Origin of the sequence: Bradyrhizobium sp. CCBAU 51627 (assembly GCF_028128765.1) — a bacterium.
In the GTDB taxonomy this organism is placed as follows: domain Bacteria; phylum Pseudomonadota; class Alphaproteobacteria; order Rhizobiales; family Xanthobacteraceae; genus Bradyrhizobium.
Genome location: NZ_LBJG01000024.1, coordinates 796,575 through 821,742 on the forward strand (window position 1 = coordinate 796,575; position 25,168 = coordinate 821,742).

At 58.9% G+C, this 25,168-nt stretch carries 25 protein-coding genes and 1 pseudogene; 19 read left to right on the forward strand and 7 right to left on the reverse strand.

The window, feature by feature from the left end:
* Window positions 1-8: 8 nt before the first annotated feature.
* Window positions 9-2,057 (reverse strand): UvrD-helicase domain-containing protein, encoded by a 2,049-nt coding sequence (locus XH88_RS18580; protein ID WP_271669699.1) that lies wholly within the window; start codon window positions 2,055-2,057, stop codon window positions 9-11.
* Window positions 2,058-2,318: 261 nt separating this feature from the next.
* Window positions 2,319-2,627 carry a hypothetical protein gene (locus XH88_RS18585; RefSeq protein WP_271669700.1) on the reverse strand — a complete coding sequence of 103 codons (309 nt, stop codon included), beginning with the start codon at window positions 2,625-2,627 and terminating at the stop codon, window positions 2,319-2,321.
* 54 nt (window positions 2,628-2,681) lie between these two features.
* Between XH88_RS18585 and XH88_RS18590 the strand changes: the two genes are divergently transcribed.
* A complete protein-coding gene (locus XH88_RS18590) occupies window positions 2,682-3,029 on the forward strand; it encodes a hypothetical protein (RefSeq protein WP_271669701.1) in 348 nt (115 codons plus the stop codon).
* 287 nt (window positions 3,030-3,316) lie between these two features.
* Window positions 3,317-3,830 (forward strand): annotated as a pseudogene (locus XH88_RS18595) (NAD(P)/FAD-dependent oxidoreductase); the annotation flags it as partial.
* Here the strand turns inward: XH88_RS18595 and XH88_RS18600 are convergent.
* Both XH88_RS18600 and XH88_RS18605 read right to left on the reverse strand, forming a co-directional pair.
* The gene (locus XH88_RS18600; protein WP_271669702.1) at window positions 3,736-4,005 is read right to left on the reverse strand and encodes a hypothetical protein; all 270 of its coding nucleotides are present in this window, start codon (window positions 4,003-4,005) and stop codon (window positions 3,736-3,738) included. The pseudogene XH88_RS18595 and the gene XH88_RS18600 sit on opposite strands and share 95 nt — an antisense overlap.
* A 409-nt stretch (window positions 4,006-4,414) precedes the next feature.
* Complete coding sequence (locus XH88_RS18605) at window positions 4,415-4,984, reverse strand: hypothetical protein (protein ID WP_271669703.1); 570 nt, start codon at window positions 4,982-4,984, stop codon at window positions 4,415-4,417.
* Between the two features lie 112 nt (window positions 4,985-5,096).
* On the opposite strand from XH88_RS18605, the gene XH88_RS18610 reads away from it, so the two are divergent.
* The 11 genes from XH88_RS18610 (at window position 5,097) to XH88_RS18660 (ending at window position 15,218) form a co-directional block, all read left to right on the forward strand.
* Window positions 5,097-5,324 (forward strand): helix-turn-helix domain-containing protein, encoded by a 228-nt coding sequence (locus tag XH88_RS18610; RefSeq protein ID WP_271669704.1) that lies wholly within the window; start codon window positions 5,097-5,099, stop codon window positions 5,322-5,324.
* A 458-nt stretch (window positions 5,325-5,782) separates the two neighbouring features.
* Window positions 5,783-6,451, forward strand: coding sequence for a hypothetical protein (locus XH88_RS18615; protein WP_271669705.1), 669 nt, complete (start codon window positions 5,783-5,785; stop codon window positions 6,449-6,451).
* Between the two features lie 473 nt (window positions 6,452-6,924).
* On the forward strand, window positions 6,925-7,794 hold the full coding sequence (locus tag XH88_RS18620) for a helix-turn-helix domain-containing protein (protein WP_271669706.1): 870 nt from the start codon (window positions 6,925-6,927) through the stop codon (window positions 7,792-7,794).
* Between the two features lie 185 nt (window positions 7,795-7,979).
* Complete coding sequence (locus XH88_RS18625) at window positions 7,980-9,191, forward strand: ABC transporter substrate-binding protein (protein WP_271669707.1); 1,212 nt, start codon at window positions 7,980-7,982, stop codon at window positions 9,189-9,191.
* A 54-nt stretch (window positions 9,192-9,245) separates the two neighbouring features.
* Window positions 9,246-10,124, forward strand: coding sequence for a branched-chain amino acid ABC transporter permease (locus tag XH88_RS18630; protein ID WP_271669708.1), 879 nt, complete (start codon window positions 9,246-9,248; stop codon window positions 10,122-10,124).
* Window positions 10,121-11,125 (forward strand): branched-chain amino acid ABC transporter permease, encoded by a 1,005-nt coding sequence (locus tag XH88_RS18635; protein WP_271669709.1) that lies wholly within the window; start codon window positions 10,121-10,123, stop codon window positions 11,123-11,125. The genes XH88_RS18630 and XH88_RS18635 overlap by 4 nt, the downstream gene beginning before the upstream one ends.
* On the forward strand, window positions 11,122-11,868 hold the full coding sequence (locus XH88_RS18640) for an ABC transporter ATP-binding protein (protein WP_271669710.1): 747 nt from the start codon (window positions 11,122-11,124) through the stop codon (window positions 11,866-11,868). Before XH88_RS18635 ends, XH88_RS18640 begins: the two co-directional genes overlap by 4 nt.
* The gene (locus XH88_RS18645) at window positions 11,861-12,562 is read left to right on the forward strand and encodes an ABC transporter ATP-binding protein (protein ID WP_271669711.1); all 702 of its coding nucleotides are present in this window, start codon (window positions 11,861-11,863) and stop codon (window positions 12,560-12,562) included. The genes XH88_RS18640 and XH88_RS18645 overlap by 8 nt, the downstream gene beginning before the upstream one ends.
* A 42-nt stretch (window positions 12,563-12,604) precedes the next feature.
* Window positions 12,605-13,807: a CaiB/BaiF CoA transferase family protein gene (locus tag XH88_RS18650; RefSeq protein ID WP_271669712.1), complete on the forward strand. Its 1,203-nt coding sequence runs from the start codon at window positions 12,605-12,607 to the stop codon at window positions 13,805-13,807.
* A gap of 20 nt (window positions 13,808-13,827) precedes the next feature.
* On the forward strand, window positions 13,828-14,571 hold the full coding sequence (locus XH88_RS18655; protein ID WP_271669713.1) for an SDR family NAD(P)-dependent oxidoreductase: 744 nt from the start codon (window positions 13,828-13,830) through the stop codon (window positions 14,569-14,571).
* Complete coding sequence (locus XH88_RS18660; protein WP_271669714.1) at window positions 14,571-15,218, forward strand: glutathione S-transferase family protein; 648 nt, start codon at window positions 14,571-14,573, stop codon at window positions 15,216-15,218. Before XH88_RS18655 ends, XH88_RS18660 begins: the two co-directional genes overlap by 1 nt.
* Before the next feature lie 1,009 nt (window positions 15,219-16,227).
* Here XH88_RS18660 and XH88_RS18665 read toward each other — a convergent pair.
* Both XH88_RS18665 and XH88_RS18670 read right to left on the reverse strand, forming a co-directional pair.
* The gene (locus XH88_RS18665) at window positions 16,228-17,145 is read right to left on the reverse strand and encodes an enoyl-CoA hydratase-related protein (RefSeq protein WP_271669715.1); all 918 of its coding nucleotides are present in this window, start codon (window positions 17,143-17,145) and stop codon (window positions 16,228-16,230) included.
* A 123-nt stretch (window positions 17,146-17,268) separates the two neighbouring features.
* Window positions 17,269-18,291, reverse strand: a complete 1,023-nt coding sequence (locus XH88_RS18670) for a fumarylacetoacetate hydrolase family protein (RefSeq protein WP_271669716.1) — start codon at window positions 18,289-18,291, stop codon at window positions 17,269-17,271.
* 269 nt (window positions 18,292-18,560) lie between these two features.
* Here XH88_RS18670 and XH88_RS18675 point away from each other — a divergent pair, with 269 nt between their 5' ends.
* The 3 genes from XH88_RS18675 (at window position 18,561) to XH88_RS18685 (ending at window position 21,606) form a co-directional block, all read left to right on the forward strand.
* Window positions 18,561-19,460 carry a LysR substrate-binding domain-containing protein gene (locus XH88_RS18675; protein ID WP_271669717.1) on the forward strand — a complete coding sequence of 300 codons (900 nt, stop codon included), beginning with the start codon at window positions 18,561-18,563 and terminating at the stop codon, window positions 19,458-19,460.
* 239 nt (window positions 19,461-19,699) lie between these two features.
* The gene (locus XH88_RS18680; RefSeq protein ID WP_271669718.1) at window positions 19,700-20,575 is read left to right on the forward strand and encodes a Bug family tripartite tricarboxylate transporter substrate binding protein; all 876 of its coding nucleotides are present in this window, start codon (window positions 19,700-19,702) and stop codon (window positions 20,573-20,575) included.
* A gap of 59 nt (window positions 20,576-20,634) precedes the next feature.
* A complete protein-coding gene (locus tag XH88_RS18685) occupies window positions 20,635-21,606 on the forward strand; it encodes a Bug family tripartite tricarboxylate transporter substrate binding protein (RefSeq protein WP_271669719.1) in 972 nt (323 codons plus the stop codon).
* A 43-nt stretch (window positions 21,607-21,649) separates the two neighbouring features.
* Here the strand turns inward: XH88_RS18685 and XH88_RS18690 are convergent, their stop codons facing one another.
* On the reverse strand, window positions 21,650-22,435 hold the full coding sequence (locus tag XH88_RS18690; RefSeq protein ID WP_442868451.1) for an SDR family oxidoreductase: 786 nt from the start codon (window positions 22,433-22,435) through the stop codon (window positions 21,650-21,652).
* Between the two features lie 327 nt (window positions 22,436-22,762).
* Between XH88_RS18690 and XH88_RS18695 the strand changes: the two genes are divergently transcribed.
* The 3 genes from XH88_RS18695 to XH88_RS18705 are packed head-to-tail and all read left to right on the forward strand — an operon-like array spanning window position 22,763 to window position 25,034.
* Window positions 22,763-24,022 carry a Rieske 2Fe-2S domain-containing protein gene (locus XH88_RS18695; protein ID WP_271669721.1) on the forward strand — a complete coding sequence of 420 codons (1,260 nt, stop codon included), beginning with the start codon at window positions 22,763-22,765 and terminating at the stop codon, window positions 24,020-24,022.
* 11 nt (window positions 24,023-24,033) lie between these two features.
* On the forward strand, window positions 24,034-24,540 hold the full coding sequence (locus XH88_RS18700; RefSeq protein WP_271669722.1) for an aromatic-ring-hydroxylating dioxygenase subunit beta: 507 nt from the start codon (window positions 24,034-24,036) through the stop codon (window positions 24,538-24,540).
* Window positions 24,541-24,545: 5 nt separating this feature from the next.
* Complete coding sequence (locus tag XH88_RS18705; protein WP_271669723.1) at window positions 24,546-25,034, forward strand: rhodanese-like domain-containing protein; 489 nt, start codon at window positions 24,546-24,548, stop codon at window positions 25,032-25,034.
* The last annotated feature ends 134 nt before the right edge of the window (window positions 25,035-25,168 follow it).

Sequence of the window (25,168 nt, forward strand, 5' to 3'; positions counted from 1 at the left end):
TCGCGCTCTTATTTAACAGGATCGAGAAATCTCGATCGGGTGCCGGACCAGGTTATCAGCAGTTGATCCCGAGCTCTGGTGCAGCCTACGTACAAGAGGCTCAGCTCTCGTTCTCGGGTCAAGCGCTTGTCGTCCGGCTCACTCGCCAGATCCAGGGCAGCCTGAAGAGGAGCATGTGAACCGTCACAAGCGACGATTGCAACAGCTCGAAACTCGAGGCCTTTGGCCGAATGAAGTGTGCCCAGGATGATCTTGCCTTCTTCAATATTGTCGGGAGCGAGCCAAGTACCGCCGAAGCCGGCTCGTTCCAAAGCGGGGCCGGCTCTTTCTTGAAGCGCTCGCCGCGTGCGCGCAAATATGGCGATCTCGCCGGGGGCGAACCCGCGTTCCCGAAGACCGATCAGCCATTCGGCTAGGATCTTCACTTCTCCGGCGAGGTCGTTCGCTCCTTTTAAATCCGGCTTGGGGCCGTGCAACAAGGAGACCGCCGCGCGCTCTTCCGGCTCTCCATCCAGCTCGGTCAGACGAGCCGGCAGGAGGTGGTCCGAGAATAGGCGTATTTCTGCAGTCGTTCGATAGTTGACTTTGAGCCGGTGAGAGCGTCCACGAACATCGATCCCCGCGCCGAGCCAAGAGAAGGGCCAACGGAAAACTCGCTGACCGACATCGCCGGCAAAGGTCAGCGGGCGGGAGCCGGCCGGTGCAAGGGCCGCGATCAACCTCAGTTCGCGCGGACCGAGGTCCTGAGCTTCGTCCACTACGACATGCGTGAACGGTCGAGTTTCGTCCTTCTCGATCCTTTGTCGCAACCGATCGCAGACCTCGCCGAACGTATGCAATTCGCTTGCAGCCAGTTGCCGCTGCACACGTTCGAAAACGTCCCACAATTTGCGACGAAGGGTGGCGTTCAAAGCCATACCGCGGCCGTTACGAGCGATCACCTTGTATTCGTCGAACGTTTTAATGCCCCAATAATCGACGATGGCATCCCATTCGGTTCTTAGGAAGCTATTCGTGATGCCTGGATCCAAGTTGTCCCGAGCATTTTCAATGACACTGTCGATTGTCCGATCGTCGGCAATTGCCAGCGGCTTGAGCCTCGAGGCGTGACTATGGGCGTACGCATGAAGGTGGACTACCTCGACTCTTTGGCGCGCTTCAGATGAAGATCCCAGAAGGGTATCCATTCCCTCGGATAGGTTCTCCGACAGGATCTTCGAGAATGTCGTCAGCAGGATTCTTGCGGAAGGGGTTTGGCGAGCCAGGTGAGCAGCGCGATGCATGGCAACGACGCTCTTTCCCGTTCCTGCCGATCCGGATATTCGTGCCGGCCCGTTGACGTTCCTTTCCACGGCGGCTCGTTGAGATGGGTGGAGAAAAACGAGCCACTCCGCCCACGGCTTCTCAAGCGCCTGAGCAACCATCTGTTCGTCGCTGGCAACCCAGAAACGCCGTTGAGCATCGGGATGCGTGAATGGGTCAGCTTTGTTGTCGACGTGCAAGACCGGTCGAGGCTCAGGGCGCTCACCGGTCGCGATTGCCATCAAAGCTTCTTGTGCCTCTTCCGGTAGCCGCGGGAGCAGTTCAAGCAACCCATCTTCATCGACCTGGAGCAGCAGCTCGAGGTAAGTTGCGGGTACTCCGAGTGAGAGGAGGTAATCTCGCTCCTCGCCCGCAAGTATGCCGCGCCTTGCTGGCGTACGAGCAACGGTTCTAATTTCCTCTCGAACGACTTCAACTAGTTCGATTATTTGAGCGGCGCCGGTGACAGGGTGAATCTCGAACCGTCTGCGTTGCGCCCAAGAATAGGCATCGTCGTGATGGGCTACATAGCAAAAGACCGACTTTTGACTCTGCTTATATACGACGATCCGCAAGTCGCGGTTGACCCTGATTGTCCAGAATCCCTTCTCCCGGGCCTTGTCTACACGGTGTAACGACAAGCCCGGCCGCGATGGGTCCGACATATAATCGAAGATTATGGTCTTGGTGGCCGTCTGCTCGGCGTTAGTGAGCCGATTTAGGCTGCGATGAAAGGTGTTCGCGAGCTCAAGCACGTTGTGCGCTTCCCACGTCGTTAGTCCCTGCGTGTACCGTTCCACGCCCAAGGTTCGCTCAGGCGAAAAATCTTGGCAAGACTTAAAGCAATCCAACGATAGCCGAGCAAGTGTTCCCCTGACCGATGTCCGGCGAGACGACCTTTTGCGGCCAGAACAGCGGTCGGGCGGATCGTTGAGATGGAGCCCCGCTCTCAATCATTCGGACGGCGAAACGGCCTCATCTTCACGCACTGGCGCTTCCAGGCTTCGGACCAAAACTTAGCCATTGGGCTGCTTCTCGGCAATGCGTTCTGGAGGCGCTAAACGAATTTGTAAGTCATTCAGATCGTCCGCGCCAATCCCTTCACCAGCGAGCTTGGCCAGATACTCCAGTAGATCGTCCTGTCGCGGCTGTCCGAATGCGAGCCGATAGACGGTCAAACTTTGCTTGAGCCACTCCAGCCGAGTGACTTCCCGGCTGAAGGGCAGCATCGGGACCCGTCGTTCGATGCGAACCGCACCCTCATAGATCCAATACGGGACGATATCAGCATGAGCGTCTGACTCGGATCTTGCCCGCTCGAACATGTAACTCCATGGATCGAGCGGAGCCGTAGCGCTCGCTCTTACGGCCCCGATCTGATGCTCGGCCAAGTTCAAACGGACGGCGTGGTTCTTGAAACGATGGATGCGCTCTTCACGCTGCTCCAGGTCGACCGGATTGCTCGGCAAATTTCAGTGGTAGATGCGGTAGCAATATGGATGGAAATCGAGACCTTCCTGCCCGACCGAAGTCGTAGCCAGAACGAAGGGCTTGAAGGGCGAATTGAAAGCCTCTCGCACCCCACTAAGTCGAGCCACAGTGCCTTCCTCATCGCGATAGTCGGCGAGGCGCATCGCGAACCGACCACGCATTTGGAATTTTGTCAGCTTGACCGAGTCGCCGTCGAGTTGAACGTCATCCACGTCGATCTGCGAAGGCCGCACTGACAGCGTTGATGCCATGGCGCGTGATACGCCTAGGGCCCGCTCCTCGGACCCGAGCGAGCTCAATCCCTCCGCGTCGATCAGATAATGTGCGTACTCGTCAAGGACTGCCTGGAGATTGTGATCCAGGCCGTACGTCAGCACGCGATGCCAATACCGGTCTTCGGTGCCTCGGCGAAGCAGAGCGATGGCATCCGGTTGATTGAACAATGAGCGAAATGCCCAGGCGATCTCGGCCGCTCGCCGTGCCCGCGAGTGAGCTTCGGCTGGTAGTCTGTCCAGAGTGAACAGTCTTCGGGCGACCAACTGTCACCGACCTGGCTCGCTGTCTTGGATTGGTCCCTGATATTGAGCCGGGCTCTTATTTCGATGTCGCGGTTGTAGGCTCGGGCCCGGCAGGGCTCGCCGCCGCGGTCTACGCCGCATCCGAGGGGCTCTCAATCCTTGTGCTCGATTCAGATTCGTTCGGAGGTCAGGCAGGCGCATCCGCCCGCATCGAGAACTATTTCGGGTTCCCGACGGGGCATCTCGGGACTGGCGCTGACGGCGAGAGGTTTCGCTCAAGCTCAAAAGTTCGGCGCAACGATCGCGATCCCGATGGCAGTCAAGAGCTTAGATTGTGATCGATCATCAGATCGCCTGGTGCATGTTCTCACTCTTGCGAACGGTATTCAGGTTCGAGCCGGGACAGTGGTGATCGCGAGCGGCGTCAGTTACCGTCGGCCTGAAATCGAGGCGCTCGAAGATTTCGAAGGGAACGGCGTGTCTTATTGGGCTTCCCCGATCGAGTTGCAGGAGTGCGCGCCAGGATCGCGACCTTGGCCTTGGCGATGAACTCGGCGACCAGTTTTCCGTTCGCATCCGTGTCGCCATAGAGCGCCACATAGAGTTTGCATTGCGTCAGCAGCTTTTCGATGTCGGCAAGTTTCTTGCCATTCGGGATGATCCCCAGCACCTTGTCGAAGGCTGCGGCACCCATGGCGGCCTTCGCCGCGTCGAGGAGATCGACCAGCCCCGGGGCGGATTTTACCTTCAGCTTCGATCCCGCGCCATTCGGAACGCAGAATGATGACCCGGATCCGGTCAGCAGCAGAAGGTTCGTCGCGTTCAGCCCATTGAGCAGGAAACCTTCAATCGCCCGCGACGCGCCACGTTCCTTAACTTCGCCCGTGGTCGCGTCGATTTCGTCGCCATAGCGCCGCCATGTCTTCGCCGCCTCAAACAGCCGGATGTTCTCCTTTGCAGGCCCGCGCCCATGCGGCTACACGTTTTTCTTGTCTGCCGATCGCGACCGGCGTCTCGGGCCTCGACGCTCCGTTTGGACAGGAGGCATTTAGCTTGTCGGCAGCGGCGGTAGTCTTCGCCGAGCGGTCTGCCGTCAGACTTACTTATCCAAGGATCGCCGCCAACACGATGCGCGCGCCCTCGCGAAATTTCTGCCGATCGCTCGAATGCGCGGCGCCGTGTTCAAGCCATGACGTTGCGAGCTCGACGGCTTGCGGAGGACTAACGTCGCCAAGTCCGATGAGCTGCGCCAACACCAATGCAGCGGATGCATTGCCGGACAATGCGCATCGGAGAAGGGCGGTTGCCGCGATATCGGCGTGCAGGGTGATGCGCGAGATAGTCATGAAGGAGTGTGCGACGGCGATGGCTGCAGCCGCGTCTCCGCGCACCGCGCTGGCGAGTTCGTCGCCGCAGTTGACGACCGCGATCTGACGCAACGTGGTATCTACGATCGAGCGCTCCTGGTCCTTGAAGGACTGGGCCGGTGAGCTGCGCCACCAGGTCAGCGGATTATCATACTGCGGCCTGAACGTCGGTCGCTTCGCCTTCGCGAACCCCCAGACCTGATCGTCCAGACGGGGAAGGGGCCAGTCGGAAGCGCGATGATGCAGCGGAAGCTTGCCACCGCTGCCGCGCTCGCGATTTCCGGGGACGTCCTTCAGATCATCCATTTATTCCGCCAGATTTGTTCGATGGGGGCGTTGCCGAAGTCCAAGGACCTTCCCATGCCCCGCGAAAGATGTCATTTGGTTCGACAAATTAACCTTAATGGGTTGCTTCGGTATGATCTCGGTGGAACAGGTTCGTGCCGCGCGGGCGTGGCTCGGCATCTCGCAGCAAGAGGTCGCCGATGCCGCCGGCATCGAGGTGCGTACCATATATCGGATCGAAAATGGCTTCAGAGGCGCAACTGAGCGGACGCTCAGGCGTATTAAGACTGCGTTCGAAGCCAAAGGAATTGTGTTCTTGTTCGATTGTAGCAGGCCGATTGGCATCTCCATACGAACGTAGAGATTTCGCGTGGATCGATTGCATGGAACGCGATTTCGTAAGCACTTCGTGTGTTCATCGGATTGCGAGCTTCGTTAGCGGCGCTTAGCTTGATGGCGTGGAAGAAAGGCCGGCGCCGCCGAACTAGTTTGCGTCCTCGAACCCGCTTGTTGCCTACCGCGGTTAAGGCATTTTAACTGAGTTTGGCGGGCGGACTTGCGAGCCCACCAACGCACAACTAACTATTACATGTCCACTGCTCACTGAGGGGCAGGCCGGTCCATGGAGGGACCTGGACCTCGCCGCGGCGGCTTCTCCACCACGCAGTCCGCTACTGGCACCAATTGCGTATGCACCCCCGGAAAATTTGAAACCGACGCCATCGGCAATCAGTCGACGCGCGCTCTCTCGCGCAGACGCCTGCTGTCCCGATTCCGGCGACAACCTCAGGGAGACTCGTCGCGGGACGGGTCAAGCAAATGGCAGTTCATACGAGCAACGGCCTTGGCGGCGCTAATCATGGCCCGGGATCGGGCGCTGGCGCCGAAAAGTTGTCGAAGGAGGAACTCAAAAAGTACCGCCTGAAGAAGGCTATTGCGTACGTCGACGACGACGAGCACAAGCCTTCCGAAGCGGCCAAAATGAAACGCGAACAGCGAGAAAAGCGGGAAAAGGACAAGAACATCGTCCAGTGCGGCGTCGAGGTGCCCAAGGAGGGAAGGCCAACCGTCCAGGCGCTGGCCGCCGCAATGCGCGCTGACAACAATCTGCATCCGGTTATCTCGTTAGTCGTTTCGAACGACGACCTGCGAGATTTCATCCGCGGGTTGCTCGCTTCGGGGCGTGACGTCGCATCAATCTCAAAACTGGTCCAACAGGAGAAGTTGCTCGCTCTTCTGATCGCCTGCACCGCAAATCCGACGCTCACCGAAAGCATCTCGCTGCTGGCGAAATCGGACGCGCATGTTCAGAGTGTATTGGCGGAAGTCATTCGAGCCGTCGTGGAAGATCCGCGAGATACACCGGCAACGCTGGAGGTCATGGCGGCCAGTCTGCGAGATCCCGAGGCGGTACTCAACATGACGAAGGTGCGTAAGGCGGGCGGCATCCGAGCCAGGATTTTGATGTGGGCTCTGGGCCGGTCCTGAAGATCGAATTCGGACCGGCGAGACAATCCTTGTGGTCGGTCTGATGCGCCTGGCAACTGCACATGGGGCGCTCGGTGTTGAAGGTGCAAGGAAGGCGCCGCTGAAACCATGCAAGTCACTTTAGAAGATCGTGTTCTGGCGATCATCGTGGCAATTGGTCCACAATGCGGTGCCCCTTGCGCGGAGGGCGCCGACTAGTCCTTGGTCTTGTCGTGGGCCAGGAAAGACTAGGCCGCGACTAGTCTTTGTCTCGCTGGAATAGCGCCAGGACTAGTCGCCTACAGCACCGACATGTCCCTGAACTAGTCGTTGCTTCGTGTAGCGCGACATCCCAAGCGAAGAGGCAGTCGGCGTGACCTGCAAATAGGTGTTGGTAATGGGGTTATGCCGCAGTGCACAAACAAAGCGCCTCGCTTCTTCCTCGCGTTTCGTGCATTCTAATTTGGTACTCATGATTGCAATGAGGATTTGCGATGGAAACCATCGGTGACAACTACGTTCGGTTGGTTGGCGGCGATCTGGTGTCCTCCATCATCACCAATACGCCGAGCATGCGGATCGAAATTCTTCGCAGGGAGACGGTCGGGCGCATGCATTGGCATTTTCGTCAGCCTGAGCTGTCTTTGTTCTGGTTCGGCAAGGGGGCCGAACGCTTAAGAGCGACGATTGACGGGCGTCCGGTCGAGCGCCGATTCCCGGGAAAATCGAAGCTCGCAATCTTTCCTGCCGCAACCGAGATCGAAGGTGAGTGGAACGTAGGACCGACCCTCGATTACACCGTGGTGTTCTTGAATCCAACTTTCGTGGGCGAACGCCTGCAGCACGCGATCACGAACTGCACGATCGCTTTTGAGCACGATGGATTGACGCGTGGCCTCGCCGAACTTTGCCGCGAAGCGACCTCGCCGGACAATGTTTTCAGTCTCATGGCGGAAGGATGGTCGATCCAGGCGCTGGCTCACATTTCTCGCGTCAGCGAGCGAAGTCAGCAGCCATGCAACAAACTGCGCGGTGGTTTGCCAGGCCGAAGTTTGCGGTATGTCGAGGAGTATGTGCGCGAGAACCTTACCCAGCCGATAACTCTCGCCGAACTCTCCGAAATCGCCGGCTTAAGCAAGCGGCACTTCCTGCGCGCATTTCAGGAAAGCGTCGGGCTGACGCCATACAGCTACGTTCTTTCGCTTCGGATCGACGAGGCGAAGCGGCGGCTGTCGGAAACGGAAGACAGTATCGTCGATGTAGCCCTTGCGATCGGTTTCAATGACGCCCAGCATTTCTCGACGCGTTTCAAGAAGGCGACCGGCATTACTCCATCCGCATTCCGTCAGCGTTGCCTGTCATAGGCAACACCCCGCTTCGGCTTTCGGGTCTAAATGGCGCTTTTACGGAAGCCCTGGCGCTATCCTGCAAGTCAGGATCAGATTCGCGATCTAACACTCTCCCATAAGAATCACGCAGACCGCGGCCGCTTTGCCGTGGCTCAAGCGGGAGTTTGCGGGCGGAACCGGCCGGCACAAGGGAGAGCAGAATGGCAATTTCTTTCAAGGGGTATGCGCTTATTGGGCTCACCGGAGCGATCGGTCTCGCCGCATCGGCCGGCGTGCCGACCTACGCGCAGGAGAAGGGCGCCATCAAGATCGGCCTGATGCTGCCATACAAGGGCGTCTATGCAGTTCCGGCGGAAAGCATTGATCGCGGCTTTCAAATCGCACTGGAAGAGTACGGCGGCAAGATCAACGGCCGTCGCATCGAGATCATCCGCGCGGACGACGAATTGACCCCGAGCGTGGGCGTTCAGAGATTCAACAAGTTCGTTCAGTCGGACAAAGTCGATCTGGTTGCCGGTGTCGTCGGCTCGAATGTTGGCATTGCCGTCTCGGAGCTCGCCGACAAGAACAAGATGCCGATGGTGTTCGTGAACGCTTTTGCGGACGAGATCACCGGTAAGTTCTGCAGCCCATATATTGCGCGTACCTCGTTCAGCGCCAACGGATTCGAATATGCCTCCGGCAAGTACTGGGCAAGCAAGGGGATCAAGACCGCCGTGACGATGGGGCCTGATTACTCCGCCGGCCGCGCATTCATCGGTGGCTTCAAACGCGGCTTTGAAGACAACGGCGGAAAGGTGATCGAGGAAATCTGGACGCCGTTCCAGAAGACCAAAGACTACAGCGCCGCACTGACGCAGGCTGCCAACTCCGGCGCGCAAATCATCTACGCATTCTATGCGGGCGCGGAAGCAATCCAGGTCGTCAAGCAGCACGCGGACTTCGGCCTGCGGAGCAAGATCCCGTTCATCGGCGATCACTGGGTTTACGACGAAGCGTTGTGGCCCGCACTCGGCGATCTCGCGCTCAACGCCCAGCACGTCGCCACGCACTACCCCGGCATCGAAACCGAGGTGAACCAGAAGTTCGTCAAGGCCTACAACGCGAAGTACAAGCAGGATCCCGACGTGAGCGCAGCGCTTGGTTACGACAACGGCAAGGCGATCATGCTCACGCTCGAAACGCTCGGTGGCGAGATGCCGGAAGACCGTGCGAAGTTCATCTCGACCATGCGAGACCTGACGTTCGATTCACCGCGCGGGAAGATCAAGTTCAATGCCCAGAACAGCGCATTGCTCGAGAAGGTCTATGTGGTCGAGATCGTCAAGGGTCCCGATGGCAAGATGCAGCGTAAGCCCCTGGACCAGTTTCCGGGCGCCGGCGATCTGCCGGGTTGCACGAAGTCGTTCTGATCCGAGGCGGGCTTCGCCCCGGCGGGGCCCGCGTCTCTCGAATTTGGGTGAAGCATGCAGCCTTTCCTGATCCAACTTCTCAACGGCGTGCAATTGAGCATGTTGGTGTTCCTTCTCGCCGTCGGCCTTACGTTGATCTTCGGGTTGATGAACATTCTCAATTTGGCTCACGGCGCCTTCTTTACGATGGGGGCCTATTTCGGTTTGGTCGTCGCCAACGACACGGGTTCGTTCTGGCTCGCGCTGCTCATAGGTCCGCTGCTGCCGTTCGCGGCCGGCTTCGTCCTGCAGTTCTTCGTCCTGCATCCCCTGGCTCAGCGCGGCCGCTCGACGCATCTCGATCTCGCGCTGCTGACGTTCGGCCTGCTGTTCGCGACTGCCGGGGCAGTCGAGCATGTCTTCGGATCGGCGTTTCACAGCATTGTCACGCCTGACCTCCTGAAGGGCCGCGTCGGCCTGCTGGGAATGGAGTATCCGATCTATCGGCTGTTCATCATCGCGGTTGGCATCGCCATCGGCGTCGCACTCGTCCTGGTAATCGACCGCACCCTCGTCGGGGCCACGCTGCGGGCCGGGGTCGACAACCGCGAGATGGTCACGGCCCTCGGCATCAACATCAACATGTTGTTCGCGCTGGTATTCGGATTTGGCTCCGCACTCGCCGGATTTGCCGGAGTCGTCTCGGCCCCGGTCATGAGCATCTATTCCAGCATGGGCATCGGAATTGTCGTTACGACTTTTGTCGTCGTGGTGGTGGGCGGTCTCGGCAATCTCAAGGGGTCGTTCTACGCCTCACTCATCGTCGGCATGACGGATACGTTTGCCCAGGCCTACCTTCCGGAAGCCGAGCTGTTTGCGATCTATATTCTTCTGATAGCCGTGATGATCTTTCGTCCGCAGGGTCTTTTTGGCGCGGTCGGGAGGGTTGCATGAGCGCAGATGTCGCCCTCTCGAGCGAGCAGAGAATCGGCGTGCTGAAGCGTCTGCCGCTTCCAGCTTCACGTCGTGCATACGCTGCCTTGTTCGCACTTTTTGCCGTCAGCTTGTGCGCGCTGCCATCGTTCGTGTCTGGCTACGTCATGACACTGGCAGTTGAAGCCATGATCGCGGGGGTATTTGCATCCGGCATCAATCTTCTGACCGGATACACCGGTCTCGTATCGCTCGGACAGGCGATGTTTCTCGGGTTCGGTGGATACGGCATTGCGATCGGAACGGCGCTGTTGGGCTGGCCGCTGTGGATCTCTGCCCCCGTCACGCTCGTGGTCGTGGCCGCGATTGCGGCGCCAATCGGTGCGATTTGCACCCGGACGCGTGGCGTCGAATTTCTCCTGATCACACTGGCGTTCTCGCAGATGTTCTATGGCGCCGCAATCAAGCTGCGCTGGACCAACGGGTCGGATGGCATGACGGGAATCCCGCGGCCTGATCTGTCGCTGCTCGGCGTGAGCGCAGACAACCCGACCGTCTTTTACTACTACGTACTTGCTGTCGCGGTCCTCTCCTTGTTAATGCTGTGGCGGATCGTAACGTCGCCGTTTGGCAGCGTTCTCGTCGGCATTCGTGAAAACGAGCGTCGCATGATGTCGATGGGATATTCGGTAGCCAACTACAAGATCGGATCATTCGCGTTGGCCGCGGTGATCTGTGCGGTCGCGGGTATTCTTCAGTCGCAGTACACCTACTTCGTCAATCCCGACGCAATGAGCTGGCAGATGAGCGGTGAGGGCGTGCTGATGGTCATCATCGGCGGCGCCAATGTCGTCCTTGGGCCGTTTGTTGGAGCCACGGTCTTCGTGGTGGTCAAGCAGGCGCTGAGCATGATTACGGAAGAGTACAATCTGTTCTTCGGCATTTTCTTCATGCTTGTGGTTGCGCTTTTTCGTGGTGGTGTTCTCGGCTTTATCAGCACGCCGATCGGAAAACGGCAATGAGCGCGCTCGAGATCAGAAACCTGCGCAAGGCTTTCGGCGGTCTCCAGGTCATCAGTGACCTCGATCTTAAGGTACCGCCTGGCCAACGCCATGCGGTGATCGGCCCCAACGGCGCCGGAAAGACCACGCTGTTCAACATCATCACGGGATGGCAGCCGCCGACCAGCGGCGAAATTCTCATTCAGGGCGTTCCAGTGCAGCAGGGGCGACCCGACCTCGTCACGCGGGGCGGCCTTTCGCGCTCCTTTCAGAAGAACATGCTGCTCGAGAGTGTCACGGTTCTGGAGAACCTGCGCGTTGCATGTCAGGCCTTCGATGCGTCGCGGCATTCGGTGTTCCGGTCATCCTGGTCGTTTTCCGACGTCATTCGGAAAGCGCGCCGCGCGGCCGAGCAGATGCATTTGGACACCGTGCTGGATCGGAAAGTCAACGAACTATCCTACGGACAGAAACGTCAACTCGAAGTGGCGATCGCATTATGTGCGGAGCCGAAGATCTTACTGATGGACGAGCCGGCGGCGGGCACGTCGCCTGACGAGCGCAACAGTCTGATCGAGCTGATCAACGGCTTGTCACCCGAATTGACCATTCTGCTTGTGGAGCACGACATGGATGTCGTGTTTGCGATCTGCGACATCATCACAGTGCTGAGTTACGGCAGGGTGCTCGCAACAGGGACGAAGGACCAGATCCAGTCCAATCCTCAGGTGATCGAGGCTTATCTGGGGCGGCGCCATGCTTAAGGTCGAGCAACTTCACACCTACTATGGCGAAGGCCATATCCTGCAAGGCGTTGATCTCTCTGTGACCACCGCGCAGTGCGTGGCGGTCCTCGGCCGTAACGGTGCGGGCAAGACGACGACGCTGCGCTCGATATTGGGGCTGACGCCCGCGCGGCGTGGCCGCGTCGTCTTCAATGAAATTGATATCACACGGCTGTCGACGCATCGGATTGTGAAATCCGGCATTGCTTTCGTGCCGGAGGATCGCGGCATTTTCCCGACCGTGACTGTCGAGGAGCATCTTGCCATTGCCTATGGCGCGTCAAAACACCGGCCCGGACGTAAGCCCATCGAGTATGTGTTCGAGATCTTTCCCCGCCTCGCCGAACGGCGCAGGAGTCTCGGCGGACAATTATCTGGCGGTGAGCAGCAGATGCTGGCTGTTGGGCGGGCGCTGGTGGCTGGTCCGGACCTGATGATACTCGATGAGCCGAGCGAAGGCCTGGCGCCGGTGATCATCGAGAAGCTCGAAGCCGTGCTCAAGAACATCAAGGCATCCGGGACCGCCCTTCTACTGGTGGAGCAGAACTATCACCTTGCGACCCAACTGGCTGACTATGTCTACGTGCTCAGTCAGGGACGGGTTCAATTCGCCGGCGACACGGAATCGCTGATCGCAAACGACGATATCAGGCGCACGTATTTGAGCGTGTGAGATTGAAGCTGAAGACCAAGCATCGACGGAGGAGGTGAAGAAATGCCAGGGCCTTTGAGTGGAGTGCGCGTCCTGGATCTGACAGCTGTGGTGTCGGGTCCATATGCGACCATGTTTCTGGCGGATCAGGGAGCGGATGTGCTCAAGATCGAGCCGACCAGCGGCGACGGTACCCGCCGGAGCCGGACGCTGATCGACGCGGCCGGTGAATTCTCGGCGCTATTCGTATCGTGCAATCGCGGCAAGCGCTCGCTTTCGATCGATATCAAGAGCAAGACGGGCCGTGAGGTGCTGGCAAAGCTCGCGGCACAAGCGGACGTACTGGTGCAGAACTTCCGTCCCGGCACGATGGAGCGCCTCGGGCTTGGCCAGGAGGAACTGCGCAAGAAGTATCCGCGGCTGATCTATGTCTCGATCAGCGGAGTCGGCGACTCGGGGCCGTATGTGAAGAAGCGCGTCTACGATCCGATCGTCCAGGCGCTGTCCGGCTTTGCCGACATCCAGTCGCAGCCGGTGACCAATCGCCCGCAGATGATCCGCACCATCGTCTGCGACAAGACAACTTCGGTGTTCACAGCGCAGGCGGTGTCCTCGGCGCTTTATGCGCGGGAGAAGACCGGGCAGGGGGACCACATCCAGGTGGCAATGCTGGACGCCATGATCTCGTATCTGTGGCCGGAGGGTATGATGCAATACACGGTGGTCGGCGCGGAGGCCACGACCACGGATCCCAACGACCGTCCAGACCTCGTGTTCAAGACGCTCGACGGCTATATTACCTGCGGCACAATCTCGGACTCGGAATGGCAGGGCTTCTGCAAGGCGTCTGGCGATCCGATGCTGGCCCAGGACGAGCGGTTTGCCACACCGGGAGCGCGCTTTGTAAACGCCACCGCGCGCATCAACAAGATGCAGGAATACATCGGAAAGCACACCACGGCCGAGTGGCTTGAGCGGTTCGACGAGAACGACGTGCCTTGCGCGCCGATCTTGCGCCGCGGCGAAATCGTCAAGAACGAGCAGGTCGTGGCGCGCGGTCTGATCGAAGAGTTCGACCAGCCGACTGTAGGGCGGGTGCGGCAGCCGAAGCCTGCGGCCATCTTCGAGGTCAACAAGGCCGTCATCGGTGGTCCGGCGCCACGGGTGGGTGAACACTCGCGCGTCGTGCTGCGCGAACTCGGTTACAGCGATAGTGCGATCGACGCGATGATCGCAGACAAAGCTGTCCGCGCGGCGTCCAAATAGATCTGGTTTTGGAGATAGCAATGGTGAATCCAAGCGGGGTGGCCCTACTGGTCGGTGCAGGGGACGCCATAGGCGCAGCCGTGGCGCGCCGTTTTGCGCGAGGCGGATACAAGGTTTGCATCGCACGGCGCGAGGCTGCCAAATCCCAAGCACTGGTTGACGAACTCGGCGCCGCTGGACATGACGTCCGCGCTTACAGCGTCGATGCGCGCAAGGAAGAGGAAGTTCAGAAACTATTCGCGGATGTCGAGAGAGATGTCGGTTCGATCGAAGTGTGTCTCTTCAACGCTGGATCGAACGTGAACAAGCCGTTGCTGGAGACGACGGAGAAGCTGTTCTTCAAGGCCTGGGAACTTGCTTGCTACGCGGGCTTTCTGGTGGGTCGCGAGGCGGCGAAGCACATGTCCAGACGTGGACGGGGTACGATGCTTTTCACCGGCGCGACCGCCAGCGTACGAGGCGGAAAGGGTTTTGCGGCGTTTTCGGCGGCGAAATTCGGCTTGCGGGCCGTCGCCCAAGCGATGGCCCGTGAGCTTGGGCCGAAGAACATTCACGTCGTCCATCTCTTGATCGACGCGGGCGTTGACAGCGAAGCCATTCATCAGCGCATGAAGGCGGCAACTGGAATCAGCGCCAGCGAAATTCCGCCCGATACCCTGACCAAAACGGAGTCCATCGCCGAAGCGTACTGGTTTGCTCACCAACAATCCAGAGACGGCTGGACACACGAGCTCGATCTGCGTCCATCGGTGGAGAAGTGGTGATGACAGATGATCTCATCCTGTGGGGTATCGGCACGTCGCGCACCATTCGCGCGCATTGGGCGCTCCATGAACTCGGCCTTCCGTACCAGTCTCGGCCGATCCTTCCGCGATCGGGAGAGACCAAGACGGCGGAATATACGGCCCTGAATCCGCGACAGAAGATTCCGCTTCTGCAGGACGGTGACCTGACCATCGGGGAAAGCGCTGCAATCGTAGCATATCTCGCCAGTAAGCACCGGACGTCCAATGGCGGCCTCGTTCCGAGCTGCCCGAACCTTTACGCGAAGTGGCTGGAGTGGTGCTTTTTCATCGTAACCGAATTGGATTCAACGAGCCTGTATGTCATGAGGCGGCATGGCACCAACAAGGGGCTGGCGCACATCTACGGCGAAGCTCCTCAGGTCGTGACCCAGGCGGCCGAGTATTTTCGCGGGCAACTTCGCCATGTCGATGTTGCCCTGTCGGACGGCCGTCAGTACCTCATGGGAAACCAGTTCACTACGGCCGACATATTGCTAACGACCTGTCTGACATGGGCGATCGAATACGGCGTCGGCATCTGCGACAGTGCCGTCCCGTATCTTGAGCGCGTCACCTCGCGCGAGGGATATCGGACCGGAGAAAGGGCAAATCTCGCACAGATCTAGGGAGAGACAGAAGGGCGATGACCACCTCCGGACCATTTTTGGCAAAGGAGGACGTCGAGAGCGATCTCTTGCACCGACGCAGCAACCGGGAAGTCGGGCTCTCCCGGACGTGCAGCCGAAGTCGATGGCACTGGCTCCAGCTCTGAGACATCCCTCCGAAGTGAACCTCGACCGTACGGACTAGCTCGGAGGGACGCATGTCAGCTTAGAAATCGGATTTCCTTCAAAACCTCGGCCGAACTGCCGCCGCGGCGATAGTGGGCATAGCCGGGACCTCATTTGCAAGTGAGGGTCCGTCGCGGATCGCGATCCCAACTGGATCGCCGTTTCCGGAAGGTCTGACAGCGACAACGGATAGAATGCTCTATGCCAGCATCCTGCGCAAAGCCCGGTGCCTCCGAGGCTGAAGCCTGGATTAGGCCCGGGACATTCGATACCCGATCAACGTTCGGCATTCGCGCCGACGAGAAGTCAGGCCTTCTCTGGGTCCCTTCGGTCGACGCCACGCCGCGGGCGTCAAGGGTCCAAACACAGCCGTAGATCCTTCGCTTCAAGAAGGGATCTTCTGAGCTTGAAGTCTGGGTCCAAGACGACAGGTTGAAGGGTGGTCTTGATGGCATTGCGTTCGGACAGGATGGACCTTTGTACGTCAACGCCTTCCAGCGGCGAACTCTTCCGCATCTAAGCCAAATCGGGAGTCGCCGGCACCGTCATGAAGCTTGAGACTGACTTATCGATCTTGCCGCAACGCGGCGATTGGATCCCGCGGTTGGACGCAGGAAAACTCGCGAAATCTGCCGGTAAGAGTCGTGAGTCCGGCGTGGCTGAATGAGACGCCGTCTTGCTTTTCGGTGCCGGCTGGTCAGAAGCAGAAGCGGCCAGTAAGCGGTTGTACAAATTGCAGGCCATGAGCCGATCCTTGATTGCGGAAGGAGCTTGGTCGCTGCGGCAGCCTCGTTCAAGGCGTCAGGTCTTGAGGGCTACAAAAGTCAGAAAAACTCTGAACAAATCAGCGTCCCTCGTAAACGGGTGGACGCTTCTGAGCCTCGGCGTCCCGCCCTTCCTGGAAATCCCTCGTCGTAAGCAGCGCGCGATATTGTTCGCCCAGCCCGGCCAGCGCCGCGCTCTCCGATCCCTCGAGTGCCATGTGAGACGTTGCTAGGGACGCCTTGGTGCCGAGCGGACCGCTCGCAGCGATCTTGTTGGCAATTTCGATCGCCATCGCGAGCGCCGCTTCCCGGTCTGGAGCCAATTCTTGAACAGTACCCATCCGCAAGGCCTCTTTGGCTCCCCAATGGTCACCCGTTAAAATGTATCGCATGGCATTTCCCCAGCCGGCTTCCCTGGGAAAACGGACCGTCGCGCCGCCGCCGGGAAATCGGCCGTGCGTGTTCTCGTCCTGACCGAATTCTGTGTCTTCCGAAGCGACGCGTATGTCCGCAGCAAGGAAAAGTTCATGTGCCAGGTTCCAGGTATCGCCATGAACCGCGACCACCAGCGGCTTGGTGAGCGTTGGCTTGGTCCGACCCATCGGATCGATGAAGCCCGGCCCATCCATCAATTTCCTTCCGGATTGGGAAAACGACTTGGTAGCCTCGACATCGATGCCTTTGGAGAACCGCGGGCCGTAACCGAACAGGACCGCGGCGCGGAGCGAAGGGTCTCGGTCATAGTCGTAGTATGCCCTGGCGAGGCTCTCCGTCGACTCTGGATCCACCCGGTTGTCGATATATGGCCGATTGATGCCTATCAGTACGATCTGTCCTCGGCGTTCAACGGTGATTTTCGTCTGAGGACCATAGGGAATATCCGCCATACGATCGGTCTGTGATGTCGACAGCGCGCCCCCATTTTGCTGCGCCTGTAAGGGTGGCAGCCAAAGCACGGCGATTGCAAACGCGATCATCACGTTGTCAAAGCGAAACATCCTAATTTCTCCACCAAGACGACAGTAAGTGTTGGAAGCGGCGGCGGTTGGTGAAAGGCTGGGCGGTCTCAGCTGCACCTCATAACCCCCGGACATCACTTTTTCGGAAGCGCAATTCACTCATCAAGCGAGTACGAATGAGAGTGTCCCAAGTCCCTGGATTGTGCTTTCGATCTTATCGCCCGCCTTCAACCAAGTCTGCTTCTCCTTGGGATATCCTGCGATTACCCCCGAGGGTGTCCCGGTGAAGACGATGTCCCCTGGTTCGAGAGCGAACAGCCGCGACGCGTAGGCGATAATCCTTTGAGGATTGAAGATCAATTTTGCGGTGTTCGACGATTGTCGCACCTCTCCATTCACCCGGGTTTCTAGATTCAGATTGTTGGGATCGATCTGATCCGCAGACACGAAATATGGGCCGATTGGAGCGAAGCCGTCGAGCGTCTTGCCGACCATCCACTGACCGCCGGCTCTCTCCAGCTGCAGATATCTGGACGTGAAATCGTTACCGACGGCGTATCCGGCAACGTATGAGAGAGCATCGTCGATGGAGACGTTGCTCGCCTTCCGGCCAATCACGACGACCAGTTCGGTCTCATAGTCGAACTTGTAGCAAACGTCGCGGGGCGGGAGTTGAACCGTCGCCATATGCGGCGCAAGCGAATTGTTGTACTTGTTGAAGAGGATGGGTTGAGGAGGCAGTTTCTGGCCCGTTTCCTCGATGTGTTCTCGGTAATTGAGCCCGAGGCAGACGATTTTTCCGGGCCTGGTGAACAGACGTCCGAACTTGATCTTCGACTCATCGAGGAATGCCGCTTTCGCATTGGGCGCCTTGAGAGCAATCTCTACGAGAGTGTTCACTTCCGCATTGGCCGCGTTGATGAGGAGCTCCTCCAGCGTGAGCGGTGCCGAGAGTCCGAGGAGCTTGGTCGCGGCGACAACGTCGAGCACACCAGCTGCGGTCTTCACGCCCATGGTTTCGCGCCCGTCCTCCTGGCGGATCGAAACGATAGTAAGCTTGTGAGGTAGCTCGCCGCTCCCGCTGCTCCGCGACGCCGTTTCGTGTGCGGTCTGCGCACTGACGTTGGTAGCGGCGAACGCGGCCGCAGCAAGGCCGGCCTTCATCAGTTTGCGACGCGAGGGCATGATAAGTCTCCCAGGGTGTTATGTTGGTGAGCGGGTTTCTGGCGTTGCTCAGTTGCCTCGAGAGGAAGCGTTCGGCAGCGGACCTTGCCGAACGGAATCATCATAGGACCGAAGGCCTCAGCGGCTCCAATAAGTCGGTCATGGGAATAAATAGGGTTGGGTTATTACCGCGGACTGTTGCCAATTTGGCTAGGAGTTATTCAACGGCGAATGACTTGGTCGGCTGAACGTTGCACGCAGAAGGTCTAGGCTGCCATGGGAGACTGAGAGTGGAACTGCGTCGCTTGAAATACATGTCTGTTCTGGCCGAGGAATTGCATTTCGGTAGGGCAGCTGAGCGCCTGGGCATTGCGCAGCCGGCACTCACGCAGCAGATTCGGGCACTCGAGCGCGAGCTCGACGTCGAGCTCTTCCACCGGACGAAGAGATCGGTGAAGCTCACGGTAGCCGGTCGGGTCACGCTGAACGAGGCGATCAGAACCCTTCAGCAAGCTGAAAAGACCGCCCTGGTGGCGCGCCAAGCGGGTCGCGGCGAACTGGGGCACATCGAGATCGGATATGTGGGGTCGGCTATCTTCACTGGCGTCCTGTCGAAGGCAATCGCCCGGTTTCGCGTCGGAAATCCTGTCGTGGAATTTCGCCTGAACGAAGTCGGGATCGTCCAGCAATTGGACGACGTCAGCAGCGGTCGCCTTGATCTTGGCATCCTTCGTCTTCCGGTGAAGTCAGTGCCGACCGGCGTCGGGATCATGTCGCTGCACCGCGAGCCGATCATATTGGCGATCCCGCGCGGGCACCGGCTCGCGCGGCAAAAGGACGTCGCGCTGAGCGCGTTGAAGTCCGAGCCTTTCGTCGCCGTGCAAATTCAGGAGGGTAGCGGCTTCAACGCGCAAGTTGCCCAGATATGCGCCGCAGGCGGGTTGTCACCTCAGATCACGCAACGCGCGGGACAATTCACGGCCCTTGCCGGACTGGTTGCGGGTGGTCTCGGTGTGGCCTTCGTGCCCGATTCACTTCGAAAGCTGCGGATTGACGACGTGGTATATCGGCCGTTGGCGAAGGTCAACCAGCAGTCCGATCTCGCCATGGTCTATCGCAAGGCAGAGCGAGCCCCCGCCGTCGTCGCATTCCTCGATCAGTTAAGGAAGCTGGCGCGGCCGGCGCCATGACGATGATCCCGGCTGATACGATCTTCTTATTAAATTGGAGGGAATCATTATTGGCTGCAACAACGCTCCGCTCGGTAGTCTCCTTTGAACGCCTCTAAGCGACGGGGAGGATGACTGAAGGGGACAAAGTGGCGGTAAGGCCCATCACCCGGCGAGACGCGCTGGCTTTGATATTGTCTGCAGCCGCCGGAGTACGATCCGTCCGGGCGGAGGGAAGATCGTCGGATCGTCCTCTTCGAATGGTCGTTCCTTATTCGCCGGGCGCTTCCACCGACACCGTGGCGCGCCTCGTCGCTCGTCATATGGGCGACTATCTCAAACAATCGATCGTCGTGGAGAACAGGTCTGGTGCCGGGGGAACGATAGGTACGGGAGAAGTTGCCCGATCGGCAGCAGATGGCTCCACGATTCTGTTGGGCAATCTCAGCACGCTGGTACTCAGCAAATTCCTGTTTCGAAACTTGAACTACGCGGTGGGTCGAGACCTCGTTCCGCTCGGCCACATCGCCTATATCCCGAACATTCTCGTGGTGAACAGGGACGTCCCGGCGACGAACCTGCGCGAGTTGATTGCTTATCTGAAGGCGAGTCCTGGCCGCTACAGCTTTGGCAGCGCCGGCCAAGGCACCATCATGCACTTGTCGGGAGAGCTGTTTCAGAAGCTTGCCGGCGTCGAGATGGTACATGTCCCCTATCGCGGTACGCAGCCGGCGCTGCAGGATCTCATCGCCGGGAACATCATGATGATGTTCGACAACGTCCCCGGCACAATCGGCCTCATTCAGTCGAATACGATCCGTCCGGTTGGAGTATCCACGGATGTCAGGGTGCCGGCGCTGCCAGGCGTTCCAACGATCGCGGAGGCGGGCCTTTCAGAGTTCGTCAACAAAAGCTGGTTTGCGGTATGCACGCGCGCCGGGATTGCCGCAACGGCGAGAGCCGAGCTGGAATCTGCAGCTCTTTACGCGGTGAACCATCCAGAGACCAAAGCCCGACTGACTGATCTCGGAGCGATCCCCGCTCCAATGAACGGCTCGGATACAGAGAAATTGTTGAAGAGTGAGGCCGACTATTGGGAGCCCTTTGTGAAGTCCTTGAACATAACGCTCGACTGACCGGAGACTGACGCGGCGCCGAACTGCCATCCTATTGATCAGTCAAAGTGGAGTACGCCTTGAAAAGATTGGTCCTGGGTTTCCTTGTTCTTGCGCTCGTCGGTCAGGTGAGCGCCGTCCGAGCCGCGACGTTTCCGGCGCGGACTGTTCGGTTGATCGTGCCGAACCCTGCCGGAGGCTCAAACGACGCCGCAGCGCGCTTCCTGGCGGAAGCGCTCAGCGAGCTTTGGCAACAAAATGTTGTCGTAGAGAACAAGCCGGGAGGGGGCGGAAATATCGGGACCCAGGCCGCCGCGTCTGCGGCGGCAGATGGATACACCTACCTGGTCTCCTCGCCCGGTCCAATCGTCATAAATCCATTGCTCTACAGGAAACTGCCGTTCGATCCGCCGAGAGACTTCACGCCCGTCGCGCTGCTCGCAACCGTTCCAATCGTGCTGATCGTCAATCCGGGGCTGCCGATCTCCACGCTCGACGAGCTCTTGGAGTTCGCCAGGAAACAATCGGATGAACTCAACTACGCTTCCTCCGGAATTGGATCGACGCATCATTTGTCGGCGGAATTGTTCAAGAAGATGACGGGCCTCAAGCTCAGGCACGTGCCGTATCGTGGCGCCGCGCCGGCCATGAACGACATTATTGCCGGCCACGTTCCCATTCTCTTCGACAATCTGCCTACCGTCATTCCACAGGTGCAGGCGGGCACCGTTCGCGCTCTGGCCGTTGCAAGCCCAAAACGTCTGGACTCACTGCCCGATGTTCCGACGTTTGAGGAGGCCGGATTGGCTCACTTCGAGGCATCTTCCTGGTTCGGCGTGTTGGCGCCAGCGGGAACGCCGACCGATATCGTGTCAAAAGTGACAGCCGACATAGAGCGGGTCATGTCGAACCCGCGCTTTCGAAAGAGCCTTGAAGCGACGGGCGCGCAAGCGGGTTCGATCTTCGGTACGGAGTTCGGCCGATTCATGAAGGACGAAACCGAAAAATGGGGAGACGTCATCAAGAGTTCGGGGATATCCATCATAGAATAGGCGACACGAGCTTAGCGGTTGTCGGCCGTCCTGTGCTCAATCGTCACCATTTTTCGACCCACGGCCGAAGCACCACTTCGAACGCCCAGGTCGATCGATGTTGGCGATGCAGGTGCAGATAGGTTTCGGCGATACGATCCGGATCGGCCATGTTGTCGTCGACGGTCGTTCCGGCCAGCCGGTGAGCGCGGGTCCCGTCCTCCTGGGTCCAACCGATCGCGGCGTCAATGGGCACATTCGCAACATGGATACCTTGCGGCATCAATTCTCTCGCCATGCTTTGTGCGAGCCCCGATTTGGCATGACATGCCATCGCGAAGGCACCGCTCAATGGGAAGCCTTTGAGCGCAGCGCTGGCGTTTGTGAAGATGATTGTGCCTTTTGCCCCGTTGGCGTCGGGCTTGTTTCCAAGCATGACCTTGGCAGCCTGTTGCCCCACCAGGAACGCACTGAATGCAGCGTTGCGAAGCGTTTCCAGCGCCATGCTTGGGTCCGCTTCGATCAAGCTTTTGCGGAAAATGCCGGGGACGCGGCCATCAATGTTGTGAACGACAAGCCTCGGTGTCCCGAGGTCCTGCACGACCTTCGCGAACAACCGATCCACAGCGACCGGTTCGCTCGCATCGCAGGCATAGCGATGCACCCCATGCATCTTTTCGAGCTTCTCTAGGACCGCTTTTTCGGGATTCCTCGCCGCTACGGCAACACGCATGCCATTCTCTGCGAACAATCTCGCGCAACTTGAACTAATTCCCGGACCGCCGCCGACTATGAGTGCAACATCTTGAATGGAAGGTTGAGTGGACTGAGCCATGTCGCTTGCTCGCATGTGTGCTTGGTGATCAATTCCAAATCAGAACTATATGCGGGTGTCGGATTGTCGCCAAATGGAAAGATTGGCAGATCGAGAGCGGTTACAAAGCCGAGACTTCGTCGCCACTGCCGGATCGGCCATCGGCGCAAGGCGCAAAGCCATGACTTGCAATCGAGAGCGTCTCCGGTGCCGTCTAGTTCTGCGCCCAACCGGTCGAATCCGATGCAGATTGGTGATAGCGAGTGCTTATCAATACAGCGAAATAATGTATTGGAGCTCGGCGAGAGCGATACCTAGTATTCCCGAAAGTCTCTGAAGTGGACGAAGCGGGAGCAATATCGCATGTCGCCAACGGTTCAAGCAGGCCGCAACGAAGCATCGGAATTCCGATGGCCGCCGCAGGGCGTAACCCGCGCGCCATATCGTCTGTTCACCGATCCCGAAATCTACCAGCTGGAGCAGGAGCGGATCTTCAGGGGAAAGACCTGGAATTTCCTGTGCCTGGACATCGAGATCCAGAATGCCGGCGACTACCGGACCACGACCGTCGGCGAAACGCCGGTTGTCGTTACACGCGACCGCGACGGCAAGATACATGCGATGGTCAATCGTTGCGCGCACAAAGGCGCTCTGGTTTGCCTGAAGAAGAAGGACAACGTCGCGAGCCTCTCGTGTGTCTACCACGCGTGGAATTACGAGCTCGACGGCAAGCTCAAGGGCGTCGCTTTCCGCAACGGTGTGCGCGGTCAGGGTGGCATGCCGGAGGATTTTGATCCGGCGCAGCACCGGCTCCGCCCCTTGAGGGTTGAGTCGTTCTGCGGGATGATCTTCGGGACCTTTGCGGACGAGATCGAGGACGTCGAGACCTATCTCGGTCCCGAGATGGCATCGTTCATCAAGCGAAACCTCGGCCGACCGTTGCGCATCCTCGGAACGCACAGCCAGATGATCCACAACAACTGGAAGCTGTACGCCGAGAACCTGCGCGATTCCTATCATGCGACCCTGCTGCATACGTTCTACACGACCTTCAAGGTGAACCGGCTCGACATGGACGGCGGCATCACGCTGTCCGAGCGGAAATGGCACCATCTGAGCTTCGCGCGCCGCGCGAAGATGCAGGAGGCAGCCGAATATGCGGAAGCGAAGGTGCATTCGGCAAATTACGAATCCGCTCTCGATGGTCCGGGGCTGCTCGAGGCCTGGGAGGAGTTCGACGACGGCATCACGCACAGTATCCAGACCGTCTTTCCCAACATGTGCATTCAGTTCACGCTCAATTCTCTGGCGATCCGCTTTTTCGCTCCGCGCGGCGTGGATCAGACCGAGTTGTTCTGGATCTATCTGGGCTACGAGCGGGATACCGATGAACAGTCGAGCATGCGGGTGATGCAAAGCAATTTGACCGGCGCCGCTGGCCTCGTCTCCCTGGAGGACGGCTGCATCAACGAATTCGTGCAGCGCGGAACGCGGGCCGATCCTGATCAGTCGTCGTTCATAGAGATGGGGGGGCGTGAAGTCGAATCCGAAAGGAATTCGCGCGCGACGGAAACCGCGGTTCGCGGCTTCTGGCACGGCTATCGCCACATCATGGGCTTCTGAGGAGAGGCGGGATGCACAAGGTTCTCGATAAATCCTCCAAGCAGATGGGCGCACCGACGCGCGACCAGGTCGTGGACTTGATCGCGGCCTACGCACATTCGGTCGACGACATGAGGTTGGATATCTGGCCGCAGTTCTTCACGTCGGACGCGTTGTATCACGTGACGACCCGCGAGAACCATGAGGCGGGACTTCCGATCGGCGTCGTGCGTTGCGTCGGAACGGGTATGATGCAGGACCGGGTGAAGGCATTCTACTCGGCCAACATTTTCGAGCCGCATACCTATAGCCACATCATCGGACGATCGGAGTTTCTGGAGCAGACATCGGACATGGTGGTTTCGGCTCGGTCGAACTTTCAGATCGTGCGAACCATGGAAACCGGTCGCATGGACTTGTTCGCGGTCGGTAGATATCTCGACGAAGTCGTGATTGAGGATGGTCAGCCCCGCTTCCGGAAGCGAGTGGTGATCCTGGAGTCCCGGAACGTCGATATTTTGATCGTTATTCCGTTGTGACACCGATGACGACGGAAATTTCGCCGCGACAAGCATGGGACTTATTGGCTGCCGACAAGCACGCGCGGCTCGTCGACGTGCGGACGGAGCCGGAATGGGCCTATGTCGGAGTGCCGGATCTTGCGGATCTCGGAAAGGCGGTTGCCAAAATCTCCTGGCATGTCTTTCCGGAGATGCGCGTCAACCCAGAGTTTATCGGGAAATTGAAGGCGACGTACGATCCGGCCAACCCGGTGATTTTCATGTGCCGCTCCGGCGGCAGAAGCCTCGCTGCCGCAAAGGCTGTCTTCGAGGCGGGTTTGCGCGGTGCTTCAGTCTCGCCGGCGGCTTCGAGGGCGATGCCAACGAAGAAGGACATCGCGGCACCAAGGTCGGTTGGAAGGCGGAGGGACTACCCTGGAGACAGCCTTGATATCGCGTTCCGGTGCGCGGGTGCGGCGGCAACTCAAATTCCGAGGAGATCAGCTTGGCGAAGAAGCGTGACATCGTCATAGCGGGCTATTCCGAAACTCCTGTCGAGTTCAAATCCGGGCGTAGCGCGTATGACTTCGGCGGAGAGGCTCTAGCGAAGCTTCTGCAATCCACGGGCATCCCAAAATCCGAGATCGACGGCATGGCGGTCGCTGCG